We start from the raw sequence: 18,282 nt of genomic DNA, 5'->3' as shown, positions 1-18,282 counted from the left end.
AAAAAAACGAAAAACGAAAAAAACGAAAATTTTACATATAATCCGCAATATATCAGCTACTACATCGCTAATAATTACAATTTATAAATACTTATTTATATAAAATTATTGTTAAAATAATGATATTTCCTTGCATTATATGTGAATATGGTGTAAAATAATTATAGAAAATTACTGAAAATATTAGCGTTATACGATAATAATTTACCAAGTTATCGTGGGATTAATTTTCTAAAAGAATATTGTACCATTTCACGGCTTTAAACTAGACTAAATTCATATAGTACAATAGTAAAGAGGTGATATCATAAAAAATACAAAACACAATCTTACATCTATGACTGCCTAATATTATTGACTAAATTTTTATATTTGTAAGATTCAAAGACCACTATAAATTTATGGTCTTTTATTTATATAAAATAAAATTATTCATTAAAAGGAGGAAAGAATGTATAACAAACAAACAAGCAAAAGATTTTTGGCTTTTTTCTTAGCACTTATTATGATAATAGGAACACTGCCACTAAATGTTTTCGCAGAAGTCGAACCAGCCAACTGGGTAGACGACGTTGAAACAGCTAGATACTGGCCAATCCCTCACCAAGGTAGACTGGTTAAAGTATCTACTGCAGAAACTTTAAAGAACCCATCCCTTAGATATATCGGGGGCTACACTAGACCAGACGGCAGAGAAGTTATAAGACTTGCTTTCTCTGGATACTCAGGAGCTGTTACAGATGTTTGGCTAAGACTTATACTTAAGCCAGACAACAATCTAAATGAACTAATTGATTGGGACTTATCAGGTATTGGTAAAAAGAGAACTGAACAATTCCCAAACAACCACGACGGCTATAACTTTAATAAAGAGTTTATAAAATTTGAACCCTTATCTGCTCAACAAGGTGGTTCAGGTAACCTTAGATACGTAAGTGTTGGTGAAAAAGGAACCCAAACTGTAAGAACAGGTTTATTAGGGGTAAACTTTGAAACCCCAATCGACCTAGTCCTTAAAGAAGGTCAGACGGTTAAAACGCTAAAGGAAAACCCTCTTATCCAAATGAGGCTTATGGATAGCAAATTCGAACAAATTTATTCTACAACTATAGCAGAAAATGAAGAGGTTCCATATTCATCCTACACTATGTCGACTTTCGTACCTGTAAGGGTAGACCTTAAAAAAGGAATTCTAAATACGGACGTTGCTCGTAATTCAGAAAACACTTTCCAATCAGCTTCTTCATATATTAAATATAATGAAGAAAAAGGATATGTCGATGTATACACAAGAAGGACCCAAGGTGCTGTAGGTTCTACTGCAGACTCTGGTGGTGCCTTTAACGCAGGTGATAAGAGAAACGAAGGTGACTACGGCTTTATGCAAACCTTCGATAAAAGCTTTATAGATATCCTAAAGCCACAAGACGAGTCTGGAACAGTAGCTCAAATCTTTGCTGCTAATGATAAAGATAAAGTAAGCTTCCCATCTAAAGACCCCACAGTTCCACTACCTGCTAATAGGATTGACTATTCAATAAATGATATTGAAAAGATTGGGGATGTAGGAGTAGTTAAGGTTACAAATAACACACCTAATACTACCTTCATGAGAACAGGTACAACCTTAACAGGCTATGGTACATCTACTGTAGTTAGGTACTTTATAGACAAAGACAAGCTAAAAGAAAGTTTCGGATCTACAGATATTGTATCTTATGAATTCTTCTCAACAGTATTTGCTACTAACCCAACAGGTATCGAAGAATTCAAATCCGTTCCAAGAAATGAAGATATAGACTTAAGACGTGGTGACACAATCGAAATTGAATTTGACGGTAGACGTGACTTCTTAACATTGGCTACTTTTGATACCAATGGTTCTGTCATACAAATAGGCGATGACCAATATAAGTTTGGAATAAGAACGACTGGTGATAAGGCTTCATATGTAACTGGAAGTGGTTACAAAAAAATGACTGTATCAGTTCCATTTGATATTAAGATTAAAAAGGACACACCTTTAACGATCTTCTCAAGAAAGACAAAGCGTATGGAGATATCCCCAGGTATGACAGTTACTTTCAACTATTCAGCTCTAGATGATGGAGGAAACAAAGTAACAAAGCAAAAGACATACAGATTTGAAAGACCTCTTATAAAAGGTTACACAAGAAATGAAAAGGGCGAAATCTTTAAAGATGGCCAAAAGATAAATGATCCACAACAAACATTGTTTATCGATAACCACGACCCATTAATGGTATCTCGTCAAGAAAACTTTGGCGGCGGTATCTTAACAAGAACAGCTGACGCGCCTGATATAGACGAAATCTTTACAGACTCAGAACACCTAACAGGTCGTTCAAAATACGACAGGGTTTTTGTATATCCATACGATGCCGACAAAAAGAAAGTAACTACAGCAAAGAGACTGGGAACGATTCAAGCATCAGACCAAAAGATAGAAATGAACGTTAACGGCGACAATGTTCAAGGTTTTGAATGGACATCGGCATCAAATGACACAGACCACAAGATAGACTCAAAATATTGGGCAACAAAAGACATGCCACTTTACTTTACAAACCAAGACGTCTTATCAAATGCACTTGAAAGTGAAAATCCTGTAATGGAACAAGTTCAAGCTAAAGTAACATTTGATTTAAACGGTGGTACCCTTGACCAAAGTGTTCTATCTTACAAGGGTGTAGATAAAGAACAAAAAGTGGGTACAGAACATGCGTATATAACTAATAGAACTAACCAACAAGAAGAAGTTGTGCGTATAGCGCCGATGAACGAGAAATTTGCCAATGTAGAAGGCTATGTAGCCAACGGTTTTGAAGGTAAGAATGTTAAGCTAGCAGACCACAACGGCAAGAAATATGAAGAAAATATTGCAGCATTAGAAAAACAAATTGCAGTAGCATCAGGTGAAAAGAAGACAAAACTTAAAGGCGAATTAGAAAGAACTAAAAAAGCTTTAGACCTTAGAAAGTTCGTAGCAGAATCGCCAAAAGTTTCAGGTAAGACTTTCCTAGGTTGGACAACTCAAAAACTAACAGGTACACCACAAGAAGTTACAGAAGCTTTCATAAAATTAAAAGAAGCGGATTCAGTAGACAAGTATCTAAGTGGAGATAACTTAATATTTACAAGCACTTCACCGATTACTGCAAACATGACTGTTTACGCAGCTTATGGTTCACCACTTGTAACTTTCCACACTAATCCACCAGCTGGACTAGCAGGTAAAACTGACGAAACAGTAACACAATCACTAACAGAACAAAACCTTACAGACCGTTCAGTGCGTCTACAAAAGAACTGGTCAGATCCTAAGTTCAAGATGGAAGGCTATTCACTAGTAGGTTACTCAACCAATCCTAATGCGGATATTCCTGATGAAAATAAAACAGGAACTGGCGTGAATGTTGACAACTACCTACGTGATGGAGACCAATTTCCACTAACTCCAGACCAAGTTAGAGACGGTGTAGACCTATATGCAGTTTGGAAGAAAAATTATCACGTAGATGTTGAAAAAGTTTGGGCTGAAGGAACTGATAAAGACAAGAATATTGGCAAGCTATCTGTTGGGCTTCTAGCAAGACCAGCAGTGGGAGCTGCAGGATTTGAAATCGTAGACCAAAACGCAGTCTATAGACCGGTACCGGGAACGGTTCAAGCTTTAACAAGCGCAACTCCAGAAACTGGCAAACTAAATTGGAACGACCTACCTTCCTATGACGAAGCAGGCCACAGAATGTCCTACATTGCAGTAGAGCTTACAGAGTCAACGATAGAAAAGTTCAACAATGGAAGCATTAGCTATAAAGACTATGGAGCAACTATAGTAAACACTAACCAAAACAAGGGTCTAGGTGGATACAAGGTTCAACTTGTAAACACAGACGGTGTAGATGCCATGTCAGCAGCTACATTACGTAGTCACTATACAAAAGATGGAAGTCTTATTAATCCTAACGAAAATAAGACGATGAAATACTTCGACACTTACGGTTACAGCATCAAACTTACGAACAAGAAGGTAGATGTTCAACCACCAACAATTGATCCGATTAAGTACGATGCTACACAAGTAGTCGTTAGAAAAGTTGGTGATCCAAGCAAGATCGTAACAACTCTACCAAATGGAAAAACAGTTGTAGTTTCTAAAAACCCTGGTGGTACATTAGTTTATGACCAAGTGAACAGTACTTTCACAGGAACTGTAAATGTAGACGCCAATGGCGTAATCACTATTAACACTGGACTAATGAACCCAGGAGATAAAGTTAAAGCCCAACAATTCAAAGTAATTGGCGAAGCAGAAACTCCATCTACAGTTGCAGAAGCTACAGTTGAAGCACAACCAGTTTCGCACAAAGTAGTAGAAAAAGTACAACTTCCAAAGGATAAGAGCGGCAACGCAGTTGTAGAATTCAACGTACCAAACCATCCGCTTCTACCACCTAAGGCAGGATCAAAATATACTCTAGGCTACTTCACAGAAGAAAATGGAGTAAAGAAATTCGTTCCACTAGCACCGGTTGATGCTAAGGGCGATATCGATCCAGTTGTTCTAGACAAAGATATGGTTTCTGACGACAGAACAGAAGTTAAAAAGCAAATATTAATACCGGAAAAAAAATTCGAAGAGATCAACAAATTGAAAGAAAAAGGAATTGAGCTTGTTATCCAATCTGACGAAGCAGGCAAGAAGCCTAACTACTCAGACGGATTTACCCTTGACTTAACAGCTCCATCAGCAGTTGCAAATGCAAAAGATGAACTTTGGAGACGCTGGGTTGATATGGAATTAAGCAATTTCAAAGAAGACTCACACAGAATTGTAATAAAATATGTTGATAATTCAGGCCAAACTCAAACACTTCGTGTTGATACAGCAACTGAAGTTAAAGCTGATATTGAAATGTTAAAGCGTCAAGGATTTAGTGATATAACCATTACTCTTGAAGATAGGTATGGAAACACAAGCGATCCTATTAAGCCAACCTATAATGCTACTAAGATTATCGACATCATGGTTCGTAAAGAACGTATCGGTAAAGACTTCGTTCAAGTAAAAGCCTCTGAAGAAGGAGTAACTGTTACTGTAAGAATTTACAATGCAAGTGACCTTGAAGCTGTAAGAACAAAAGCTGCAGGATATGAGAACAAGGCAATCCATACCGCTACAGAAACGGTTGGCAAGAAGTACACTAAAATTAAATTTAACGATGGCTATAAATTGACACCTGGAGATATTATTGAAATCATCGGTACCAATGCAGCAGGTGCTTACACTAACCCTTATGCAAAAGTACTAGGTCAATAATTATAGCGGTTTAAATAGAATAGAAAGAGAGAAGTAAATAGGGGAGGAAATCCCTCCCCACAAGTTAAAAAAAGGAGAAAGAATGAACAATACAAAACAGAGATTAATAACCTTGCTTTTGGCTCTTGTCATGATATTTACATCCGTGCCACTCAATGCATTTGCAGCATCAGAGGCTAACAGTGGTAGGAAAGAAATAACTGACATTAAGACTGTCGGAGACAAGGAAATAATCAATCTGGGAGAAGTAAAAGGACAAAAGTCACAACTTAGGTTCTTTTCAGGAAGACAAAGATTTTTTGGGGCAACAACTCAACAAGCAGGCGGTTCTAGTGATACTGTAGCTCAAAAAGTTGAGATTAGTCTAGACACAATGGGCCTAAACCTTGAAGAAGATCAATTTGACCCTTCAGCATTAACTGAAGTAGGTTCATTTGATGTAACGATCACTTTCAAAGAATTAGGTGGTAGAACTGAAACAAGAACTATGACCTTCCAAGCAGGAGAGACTACAAAAACTGAAACTTTTTATCTTCCAAAGGACTTTGGTAATGGAAATGTTGAAGCAGAAATCCCTAAACTTAAGGACAATATAGCACTAAGAGTTTATGTAGGAGCTAACAACACAACAAACTTCAACTTGGGTCAAGACATGACTTATAAATTTGAGTTAACTCAAATCATACACCCAGTAATTGATTTAAAAGTTGTAGACCCATATGGAAAAGAACTTCAAGAAAACATTAATCAAGCCTTAGGATTAAGGCTTACTTTAGAAGAGGAGCATGACTTTACTCTAGCAGCAAATACAAAGACCTTTAATATTAGAACACTTGATGACTTTGCAGGAGATAATGTTGCAGACTTAAATGATGCTGGAGACAATCCGGAATTAAGCCTTACAACACAACTTGACGCAAATAAAAGATTAAAAGTTGGCGACAAGACTTATAAGCTAAACAAAATCACTTATAAGCCTCTAGGACAAGAAGTTGAAATCAATGGTCAAACGAAAAAAGTTGGTGGCTACATTGAGTTTGCTACACAACCTAAGATTATCGTTCCAACACCAGACGAACACGGCGACCTACCAAAGACACCAGACGGATACAAACGCTTAAGCTTCCACGCTGAAACAAGTGCAAATGCCCAAGATGGTAAATTCGAGAATGGTGAAAAGCTTAAAGTAATCGACGTTCTAGAAGGCACAGAACTTAAGGACACAGACCTACTAGCAGAAATTGCAAAAGTTAAAAATCCTACTGCATATTTAAATGGTAGTAAAGATGATAGCAAGAAATTCCTAAAATGGAATCCAGCACTTCCTACAGATAAAACAGCAGGTGAAGTAGCTGATACAGACTATTGGGCAGTTTACCTTGCAGATGGTGGAGAAATCACACCAGGCGAAAAACTTCCAGATGGAGTATTCGAAGTTAAGGTAATCAAGGACAAGACTATTGCAGAAGATCCTTTATATGGTAAATCCTACGGTGTATTCAAAGGTTCAAAACTTGCAAGAGACAAGTTCCCAGACTTAGAAGCTGCAGCTGGCCACAAAAATCCAAAGTGGACTACAGAAGCTGAAAATCCAGCAACTGGTATGGAGCCCATTGCAAAACCTTGGACAAAGGAAATCACAAAGGCAACAACATTTAAGGCAACAGCAGCAGAAGATGCTGCAACACAAATCGGTAAAGATGGACTTAAGGCAGTAGACACAACAGCCCTACAAGGCCAAGAATTAACAGAAGAATTCTGGCACAAGGGTGTTGCACTTGCAGACAATACAACTGCAGATAAGAAAGCTGAATTCGAAGCACTTCTTTCAGATGCAACAGTTACTGATAAATCATCAAGAACAACTGCAGAAGCAGGAGATAAAGTAGGTACACTACTAGTAACATTCAAAGATGGTTCAACATTAGAAGTTCCAAACCAAAAACTTATTGTTAAGCCAAATACAGTTACAGTAGCTTTTGATAAGGCGGCTGGTAATGAAAATCCTCTAAGAGATGGAGATACAACGGTTAAGGGTAAGATCACAGCATCTTCAAATTCTGATGCATTCCCTGTAAGCTTAGACGGCGCACTTGTAACCATTAAAAAAGGCAACGATGTATTAAGCAGAACACTTGCTAACGCAGATGGTTCCTTTGTAGCAGGGGTAAAAAACCCACTAATTGCAGGCGAAGACATCAGCGTAGTAGTAACCCTACCTAAATCAAAAACAGAATCAGCTCCAGTTACTGAAAAAGTTCAGCTAAACCCAGACAAGCTTAACGAAATAATTCCAACAGGAAAAGAAGTGTTTAAGAACTTTGACGGTAAAAAAGGCGTTAACCAAGATTTAGTAAAGAAATTAAAAGCTGCTCTTGATGAAGCTGATAATTTATTTGATGATAAAGGAAAGGTTATATCAACTGTAACAGTTGATGCAAATGGCCAAGGCAAACTAAATACAGCCTATGAAAACATCAAGAAAGCTATCGAAGCACTAACAGGCAACACTGCACCTAAAGTTGAAGGCACTACAAGCCACAAAGAAATCTTTAAAGACGATACCCTTAACTTAGAAGAAGGCATCACAGTTACAGATGCTGATGGCGAAACTGATATTGCAAAGGATGGCGAAAAAGCCTTCACTTATACAGTTCAAAAAGTTGATGCTAAAGGAAATAAAACAAAAGTTACAGATACTTCTACTATTAATCAAACAGCAGGCACTTACGAAGTAACTTATACTGCAAAAGATAAATCTGGAGCAGAAGGAACCTTCGTTATGACTCTAGTTGTTAAAGAACCGGTTGTAGAAATAAAAGATAACTTCCCAGAAGTTATTCCAGAAGGCTATGTAAAAGTAGAATTCAAAGAGGGCGATCACGGTAAACTTGAAGGAACGACGAAATTCTTAGTTAAAGATGGTTCTGCAAAGACTGTACTAAACGCTCCAACAATTAAACCGAATGCAAACTACGAAGCTAAAAAGGATGCAAACTGGGATCCAGCTATTCCTGAAACATTTACAGGAACAGAAGAAAACAACAAGAGCTTCACATTCACAGCTCAATACACTTATATTGGCAAGGACGTTGTTGAACAAAAACCTGGCGACAAAAAACCAGATGTACCAGACAACTTTGTAAAAGTTGAATTCAAGAAGGGTGACCATGGCGTAATCTCTTCAGAAGAAACAACTATTTACTGGGTAAATCCAGATAAAAACAAGACATTAGCTGATATCCAAAAACCAGCAGTAACAGCATTAGAAGGATATAAGTTCACAGGTTGGGACAAAGATGATACAACAGCTATAGGAAAAGAAGGACTAACAGTAACAGCTCAATATAAAGCAAAAGTTGTAACGGAAGATCCTCGCGATGCAGAAAACTACGCAAAAGTAGAATTCTTACCAGGCGATCAAGGTAAATTTGAACAAATCGATGGTAAAGATCAAGTAAATACTTTCTGGGTATGGAAGGGCGAAGAAGTAAACTTCAACGCACCGAAAGTAACTGCTAATGATGGCTTTGTATTTAACGGATGGGATCCAGCTGTTCAAACAAAATACGCTGATAATCAAACTCATACTGCTAAGTATGAACCTAAGTCAGATATTTCAGATAAACCTGTAGCAGGCTTCCAAGAAGTTAAATTCATGGCAGGGTCTGACGGAAACTTCGGTAAAAATGGTGAAACTCCTATTACTGAAAAATCAGTATGGGTTAGACCTAATGTACAAGTTGACCTTACAACAAAGGCACCAAAGGTAATAGCTAATGAAGGTAAAGTTCACACAGGATGGAAACCTTCACTAATAGGAACATTTACTAAGTCAGACACAGCTACAGAAATCACGGCTCAATACAAAACTGACGCTGATAACAATGGTATCGCTGATGAAGACGAAAAGACACCAGCACCAACAGCTAAAGCACTTAACGTTGGCAAAGATCCAAAATCAACAACTATTACAGGTAAAGCAGTACCAGGAGCAAAAGTTGTAGCAAAGGTTGGCGAAACAGTAGTTGGAGAAACAATAGCAAATCCAACAACAGGCGAATATACTATTGAAGCAACTAAGAATGGCAAGACTGGTCAAGAAAGCGCTGGAGCTCTTGATATAGATACAAAAGTAAATGTAACTGCAAAAGATGGAGAAAAACAAGAGTCAAAACCAACAGAAGCTATAGTTAAAGAAGATAAAGACGGCAACGGTGTAGAGGATGACAAAGAAAAATTCAACATCAAGAAAGCTACAAAAGTTGAAATAATCAAGAATCCAGACAAGATGGATTACTTGGTTAAAACAACAGATGGAAAAGCTAAGTTCGAAACAAAGGGTTTAGTAGTTAAATTTACTGACGACTCTGGAAAATCTGCAACATACACAGCAGAAGAATTAGCTAAGATGAATGATGTAACTATCAAACCAGCTAACAATGAAGAAATTGGCTTGACACCTGAAGGCAAAACTAATAAAATGGACTTAACAGTTACAGTTACAGGAGCAGAAGCTACTGACAAACCAACTGTTAAGGCAGATAAACAAGTAGTGGTTCAACTTGACGCTGACGGAAACAAAACTGCTGACGAAGACGAATTCTCAGCCACACCTGAAAATGTTAAGGCTATGAATCAAAACACTGAAGAAGGTGATCCTAAGAAAGTTACTGACAAAGAAAAAACAACAACTACAGTGACTGGTAAAGTAAAACCAGGTGCAACAGTTAAGATTACTTCAGCAGATGGTAAGACAGACTTAACACCAGCGGGTGGAGTAATAGTTGATCAAGATGGCAATTTCACAGCTGAAATTACTAAGCAAGCAGTTGAAACTGAAATCAAAGTTACAGCTACAGAAGAAGGTAAGAAAGAATCTAAACCAGCAACAGCTAAAGTATTTAGAGATTCTGATAACGATGGAGAAGACGACAGCAAAGCAGGTCAAACAGAAAGACCGGCAGCTATCGCATCAAACGTAGGTAGCAAACCAACATTTACAACTATTAAAGGTAAAACTGAAAAGGGTGCAGTAATCACAGTTACTATAAAAGTAAATGGTGAAGAAAAACCAGTTACAGTTGAAAACTTGAAAGTAAATGATGACGGAACTTACACTCTTGAAGCTAAATACAACAATAAACCATTAGACAATGGTGCAGAAATCTTAGTCTATGCAACAAACGCACCTAAGACAATATCTAAACCACAAACCACAACAGTATTCAACGACTTCAACAACGACGGCAAACCAGACGGTGGCAAGGTTGATTTAACAGATGTTAAAGATATCCAAGTTATCGCACCTGAAAAAATGTCTTACACTCAAGGAGAAACACTAGTTGGAACAGGTCTAAAAGCTGTTGTAAGGGACAACAAGGGTGGCATCGAAATCTTTGACTACGACAATGAAACAGGCAAATTCAAAAATGCAGATAATGAAGAAGTTGCAGACATCAAAGCAACAGTTGATGGAAAAGCTATTAAAGATCTTGAACTAACAGAAAAAGATCACGATGGCAAGGCTATCGATGTAAAAGTTGGAGAAAAAATCGGTTCAACAAATCAAAAACTTGAAGTTAAAGAGCTTCAAACACCAACTCCAACAATCGACTTTGCAGCTAACCAAAACACTGTGGGTTCAACTGGACAAGCAACACAAACTGCAAAGAATAAGACAACTGTTAAATTCACAGTTAAGAACAAGCCGACAACAGTTTATGTAAAATATACTGTAAATGGTGAAACAAAAGAAGAAACTTTTGAAATCGGAGCAGGTGATGACGCTACTAAGACTGTAGACCTAAAGGTTAAGCTTCCAGTTGGAGCAGATGTTGAAGTCAAAGCAAAAGATGCTGACAAGACTCTATCAGAAGCAGCGACTGCAAAAGTAGTAAGAGATGCTGATAACAACGGCACAGCTGACGACAAAACTGAAGTTGGCAAGGCTATAATCGACTCTATAAAAGCTGAATCTAAAAACATTACAGTTAAACCAGCAGACAATGCTACAGAGCTTGTAATCACAGAAACTGACAAGAGTGGCAACACTCCAGAAGGTTCAACACCAATTACTGTTAAAAAAGATAGCAACGGTAACTGGACTATTGATGGAAAACCAGTTGAAAAAGATGAAGAAACTGGAAAACTTACAATTCCAACAGAAGGTAAGTTAAAACTTGACGAATACAATGTTGTTGAAGTTGAATCTAAGGGTGACCCAGATACAACTACACCATCAACAGCTAAAGAAGTAGTTGGTCAAGCAGCAGATACAGAAGCACCAGCAAAACCAAAAGTTGATCAACCAGTTGACGGCGACAAAGACATCAAGGTTAAGACACCTACTGAAAAAGACGCTAAGACAATAACAGTTGAAGTTGAAGTACTAGCTAAACCTGGCGAACAACCTACAAAGAAAACTGTAGTTGTTGAAAAAGATAGCGATGGTAAGTGGAAGACTACTGATGGAAAAGAAGTTACTGAAGAAAATGGAAAACTAGTTATCCCTGTTGACCCAGCTGTTAAGACTGGAGATATGGTAACAGTAGAAGTTAAAGACGAATCAGGTAACGGAAGCAAGTCAGACCCACAAACAGTTGTAGAAAGACAAAAATTACCAGAGCCAACTATCAATCCAATTAAGATTGGTGAAAAAACTGTAGCTGGTACAGCAGAAAATGCTTCAACAGTTGACATATATAAGAAGAATGCTCAAGGTGGATACGACCTTATCAAGGAAGGCGTAGGAGTAAACTCTGACGGAACTTATAACTATCTAGGTACAACAGAATTCAAAGACGGCGATGTAATTAGAGTCGTAGCTAAGAAGCCAGGTTGGACTTCTAATAATGCTGAAACCACAGTAGGAGTAGACACTTCTGGTTTAGATAAAGCAATCCAAGATGGTAAAGACGCATTGGATAAGACAAATGACGGAACACCAGAAGATAAAGCCTTAGAAAAAGCAATTCAAGATGCAGAAAATCTTAAGAAGAGAACTGATCCTACACCACCAACACAAGAAGAGTTAAACAATGCTCAAAAAGAAATCGAAAAAGCTATTGAAAATAAGAGAAAGACAGACGAAGAAAGACAAAAGCTTAAAGATATTATTAAAGAAGCAGAAGAAGAAACTCAAAAAGAAGGTTACAAGGATAAACCAGGTAAGGACAGAAGAGAGCTAGAAAAAGCTATCAAGGAAGGAAAAGAAAACCTAAAGAATAATACTAAGATTACTGAGTCTACAACTAAAATTGAAAAAGCCTTAGAAAGAATAAGGAAAGAAACTATAAAAGTTGGTCTTAAAGACCCTAGAGTTGGTGATCAAAGGATAACTATTACGACATACCCAAGTTATTGTGATGTTGAAATATTTATTAATGATATATCAATAGATACTATTAAAACAAATGGTTTTGGAACATACAGTTATAGATTGGGAGAAAAAATAAAACCAGGAACTACCATTGAGTTAAAGGCTACAAAGAAAGGTGAATTTAACGAAGGAAAGTTCTGGGTTAAGATTAATTAAACCTTATATATTAGGGGGATTCTGTCCCCCTAATATATAATAATTGAAAGGAAAATAGATAATGAATAAAAGAATAATATCTTTTTTACTTGCTTTAGTAATGATGATTGGAGTTGTAATTAATCCAGCTTCTGCAAATTCTAATACATTGACTGTAAATAAAGAGGTAAAGTACACAACAAAAGACATAGACGGTAGAACATATAAGGTCTACAATGTTTCTGATTTAGGATTAAAACATCCTGAAAAACTTATAACACCTAAATATAGACTTAGAGCAGCTGGGGATCCATTAGAAGATTGGATTAAAGTAAAAGTAGAGGCAGCATTAGTTGATATGACTCTAGATAATGACTGGGACATTGATGTTTATGTAGCTTTGAGAGAAAATGATCTCAAAATTGGTCATGCAAAGATTACAGGAGAGGGTGTTTTTACATTTGTTGAAACAGAAAATTATGATGAAACCAACCCAGATCATAAAGACCCGGATAAATGGCAATTAATAGTTTCACCTTCGTTTCAATATGATATAAGGATAGAATATGGACAACAAGGTTCTTTTGATGCAGAAAATGTTACAATAGTAGTCGCTCAAAGAGCAAATCCACTATATAAAGCAGTATGGTTTACAAATAAAAGTAATAGACCAGAAGTTACTGCTAGATTTAATGATATAAATGATAGAGATAATTTTGTTACATTAAATACAGAAGATTATCCTGAAAATGAATATAAATCTATTTCTGCAGTAGGTGGACATCTTTATATAAATGGTAAACTAGTAGAAGTTAAAGATAAAAATAAAGGAACATTGCCGAAGGATTATTTTCTTATTAGTGATATGAAAGGTGCAGTAACTTGGTATCTAGAAATTGTTCAAGATGGATCTCGTAAAACTAAGGGTACTATCGAAGATGGAGATACTAAATATCACTACAATATAACAGGAGACTTTAAAAATCCTTTCATTGCTACAATGAGAGAAGAACTAAAAGTTAAATTTGATCCAAATGGAGCTACATTTGACCAAGCAGTTAAGACTGAACAAGCAATTGGACACTCTATGAAAATTGGAGAATCTTTTGGAGATTTAGCAGCTGTTACAGTTCCTACTAAAGATCAAATCTCAAACATTCCAAAAAAAGACAACAAAGATCAAAAATTTGTTGGTTGGGTCGATGATGTAGAAAATAAATCCTTGGATTATAGTAACAATCAAAATCAAGATAAACTTGTAGATCCAAATGGATATGAAGTTAAGAAAAATGTAACTTTCTATGCAGTTTACGCGCCAGAAGCACAAGGTAGAGTTGCAGTTCAATATGTAGATGCAGAAGGTACTGCTATTTTAGACAAGTACAAAATTAAAGATGAAAAGTATCCTGATCATGCCGAAGGTAACAAAGGTAAACCAGTAGAAGCATCTAAGATTAAAGAGCCTAAATTTATTGGCTACAAGAGAACTGCAGACACAATAGCAGATGCTGTAAAAAATAAGACTTATGAAACAGAACATATTCAAACTGTTGAAGTTAAGTATGAAAAACTTCCTGACATTATTCCAGAAAAGAAGAATGGTCAAGACAATCCAGATGTAACTCCAGAGGTTAAAGAACATTACGCTAAAGTAACTTTCCAAGTTGCTGCAGCTGATGCCGAAAAAGCTAAGCTACAACTTGATAATGCTGATGCAACATCACCACTTGTTTACTATGTAAATCCATTAGAAGGAAAAACAATTGCAGACGTTGCAAATGTAAATGTTCTTTCAAAAGATGACAATCTTTACAAGGTAAACGCTAATGATATGTGGACATATGACCCAGAAACTATCACAAGTACAAACCAAGTAATTAGCCAAGCGACCGATAATGAAGGCAATGTTGTTAAAACAGAAATTACTTTGACAGCTAAAGTTGCTCAAACTATAGCTGAAAAGTTTGCAGGAAAACTAGACCCTAAAGATATTAAAGTTTGGGTTGAAGATGACATCGATTGGAAGAAGGGCGTTAAAGTTAAGGGTGTTGCTGAAGACAGCGACGAAAACAAAGCTCTAAAAGCTGAATTAGATAAAGCAAACGCAAAAGTAGAAGATCTTGGTGAAAACGGAACAGTTGCTCAAAAGGGAACTTTAAGAAATTCAGATGCTCAAAACTTGCCAGATGGTAAGAAGGGTAACTTATTAGTTACATTTAATGATGGTTCAACTCTAGTAGTTAATGATCAAACACTATATGTAGCTGATAAAAAGGTTGAAGTAAAACCACAAGATGATCCTAAATACATTGATCCAGAAAAGCTACCAGACGACAAGGTTAAGGTAGAAATTAAACTTGGTGAAGGTGTTAAGGAAGCTAAACAAGGCGGTAAAGTTGGTAACGCAGCTAACCCTGTTGTTATCAAGACTTACTATGTAAAACCTGGTACTGGTTTAGCAGCAGATGACTTCCCTACAACAACTGGAAAAAATGCTGAAATTGTAAAACAAGCAAACTACAAAAACACAATAACTTGGAATCCAAGCGAATTAACTCAAAATTGGAGCAAAGATGGTGCTTATGTAGCAAGTGCAGAAATAGCTGTATGTAAAGATAAAGATGTTGTAAAAGCAGAATTTGAAAAAGCTATCGATCCTATGTTTGAAAACATCAAGAAGAAAGATGGTGTTTACCTAGGCAAGTACGATAAAGAGAACAAGACAGTAACAGTTGCTATAATGGACAAGACAAAACCATTTAGCGAATTAAAGGGTACAGGTCTTGTAGCTGGAATTAAGGATTTACTAAAGAATCACAACTTAATCAAGTATCAAGTTGGAACTCAACCAGCTAAAGACTTAAAAGCAATTGAAAAAGCAAGCGGAACTGAACAAGATTTAGTAAATAACCTTGCTCAAGCAGTTGGCTTTGACATAGGTATTGAAATAAATGGACAAGGTAGTAACATCAATACACTTGCTGACTTTATCGGTAAAAAAATTACTCTTAAATTAACAGTACAAGAACCTGACTGTGAAGGAAATGCAGTTGAATTAACTTACACAATCGAAGGTAAAGAAGCTGTTTCTTCAATACTAAAAGATAAACTTTCTCCACAAGATATCAAAGTTTGGAAAAAAGACCCAATCGATTGGGAAAAGGGTGTTAAGAAAGATGAAAATGGATTAACAGTAGCTCAAAAAGAACAAATCAAAGACGAATTCTCAACTTATGACAATGATGGAAAGAAGACTAATGAAGGTAAGGCTAAGTTTGAAGACCAAAATGGAAGAAAGTCAGACACAGCTAGTACTAATCCATTCATTGGAAATATCAAGGTAACATTCAGTGATGGTAGTGAACTATTAGTTGAAAATCAAAACCTATATGTATCTGATCATGTTACTGGTAAAGATAACAATAATGCACCAGCAGATGCGATAACAGTTCAATTCCTACTAGGAAATGGAGTTAAAGCTAAAAAAGGTAATGAGGATGTTGAAGGTCCAAAATTATATGAAACTTACAAGGTAAAACCAGGTACAAACTTGGACGAATATAAATTTGTAACAAACCAAACAATATTTGATAGTATCAATCCTGAATCTATGAATCCTGCTAAATTCAAAAATATAGTATGGACTCCAACAAACCACGTTGCAACTAAGACAAATAATAAGTTTACTGCTACAGCAACAGAATCATTTATCATGAAGCATACATTCAAGCTACTTGATAAGGATAATAAAAATGCAGAAATATCTGAATTACCACAAGTTTTAAAAGATAAACTTGCAAAATTAATTGATAAAGAGGTAGCAAAAGGTAAAACTTATAAACCAGAAAACTTAGCTCCTATTAAAGAAGTTAAAGAAGCGGATAACAATTTCTACGATTATACTTTCGTAAAATGGGAACCAGAAGAAGCTAAGGACGAAGACAAAACTTTTGTAGGTACTTGGACAAGAGAACAATCTACTTCTAAAAAACCTATAATAAATCCTGTAAAACCAGAAGATAAAAATATCACTGGTAAGGGTGTTCCAGGATCAGAAATTGAAGTTACAATACCTGGAGTTAAAGATCCTATTAAGACAACAGTTGAGCAAAATGGCGATTGGACAGTAAAAGTTCCAGAAGATAAAAAATTAAAGACTGGCGAAGAAATTGTGGTAACTCAAAAAGAATTAGGTAAGAAACCAAACTCAGATAATACTAAGGTTGGTGAAGAACCTAAACCAGAACCACAACCACAACCAATGCCAACTCCTGAATACAATCCATGGTGGCCAATTTGGTTCGGTTCAACTAAAACTGAAGTTAAACCAGAACCTAAACATCTAGAAAGACACGAAGAATATATCGCTGGATACCCAGATGGAACTGTAAGACCTGATGGCAAGATCACTAGAGCTGAAGTATCTGCTATATTTGCAAGATTAACTGAAAATAGTGCTCCTGCAAATTATTCACCTAAGTTCTCTGATGTTCGAGCATACGATTGGTTCTGCGACAGCGTTATGAAGCTTTCTAACAAGGACATCATCAAGGGATATCCTGATGGAACATTCAAACCTAACAAGAGCATAACTAGAGCAGAATTTGCAGTAATTGCTTCTAAATATATTAAGAATCCAAAAGCTGCAGATGAAACATTCTCAGATGTTCCAATGAATCATTGGGCTAAGGATGCAATCGCTAAGGTTAAGGCTGAAGGTTGGATCTCAGGATACACTGATGGAACATTCAAACCAGATGCTCCTATCACTAGAGCAGAAGCAGTATCTATCGTAAACAGAATGTTCGATAGAGCAGCTGACGGTGAATTCGTAAGAGAACATGGTTTTGAAATCAAGAAGTTCAACGACTTGACTGATAAACACTGGGCTTACTACGAAATCATGGAAGCAGTTCACACTCATGACTATGAAAGAATAGACAAGAGAGCTGAAAGATGGGACAAGATCGTAAAATAATTAAATAGTTTTGTATTTAGTAATTAAATATGTAAATATTTAGTTATGATATATGAATTACAAAGACCGGAGGATTGCCTCCGGTTTTTGTTTTTTGGTGGGGTGTGTTTGGATGATTATATGTTTTGTAGCGGAAGCATTTTGCTTCCATAGCCGAGAGGCTCTATTGAGAAAGAGTATATTGGATGTATGACATAATGTGAGGTTATGTTTGGAAGATAATAGTTGAAGGATAATTTTAATATTTTTTGGATTATATGGGTTAAATATAGGTCAGATCCTTCGACTTCAAAGGCTATCGCCTTTTCCGCTCAGGATGACAAGTTGGAATGGTTGTCTCTCTTGTAGGGTGACTGCAATTGGTAGGACTTTGTAGCCTCTCGGCTGTGGAACCTAGAAGGTTCCGCTACGGGTGTGAATAGGAATTTATGTTGTCGTACGGCT

The 18,282-nt window shown here is 36.5% G+C and carries 3 protein-coding genes; all 3 read left to right on the top strand.

What is annotated here, in order from left to right; genetic code table 11:
• Positions 1 to 451: 451 nt before the first annotated feature.
• Positions 452 to 5,344, top strand: a complete 4,893-nt coding sequence (locus HMPREF1252_RS08450; protein ID WP_023060181.1) for a Cna B-type domain-containing protein — start codon at positions 452 to 454, stop codon at positions 5,342 to 5,344.
• A gap of 82 nt (positions 5,345 to 5,426) precedes the next feature.
• Positions 5,427 to 12,881 carry an Ig-like domain-containing protein gene (locus HMPREF1252_RS08445; protein ID WP_023060101.1) on the top strand — a complete coding sequence of 2,485 codons (7,455 nt, stop codon included), beginning with the start codon at positions 5,427 to 5,429 and terminating at the stop codon, positions 12,879 to 12,881.
• Positions 12,882 to 12,942: 61 nt separating this feature from the next.
• Entirely contained in the window at positions 12,943 to 17,838 is a 4,896-nt protein-coding gene (locus HMPREF1252_RS09380) for an S-layer homology domain-containing protein (protein ID WP_023060126.1), read from the top strand.
• Positions 17,839 to 18,282: the final 444 nt, after the last annotated feature.

It is taken from the genome of Peptoniphilus sp. BV3AC2 (genome assembly GCF_000478945.1).
GTDB classification, from domain to species: Bacteria; Bacillota; Clostridia; order Tissierellales; family Peptoniphilaceae; genus Peptoniphilus_B; species Peptoniphilus_B duerdenii.
The sequence above is the reverse complement of the archived record's forward strand: the minus strand, read 5'-3'. Positions and strand labels throughout refer to the sequence as shown.

What these genes read in the sequence shown, in the direction of transcription:
- HMPREF1252_RS09380 (WP_023060126.1), top strand. Translation starts at nt 12,943, where the DNA reads ATGAATAAAAGAATAATATCTTTTTTACTTGCTTTAGTAATGATGATT.
- HMPREF1252_RS08450 (WP_023060181.1), top strand. Translation starts at nt 452, where the DNA reads ATGTATAACAAACAAACAAGCAAAAGATTTTTGGCTTTTTTCTTAGCA.
- HMPREF1252_RS08445 (WP_023060101.1), top strand. Translation starts at nt 5,427, where the DNA reads ATGAACAATACAAAACAGAGATTAATAACCTTGCTTTTGGCTCTTGTC.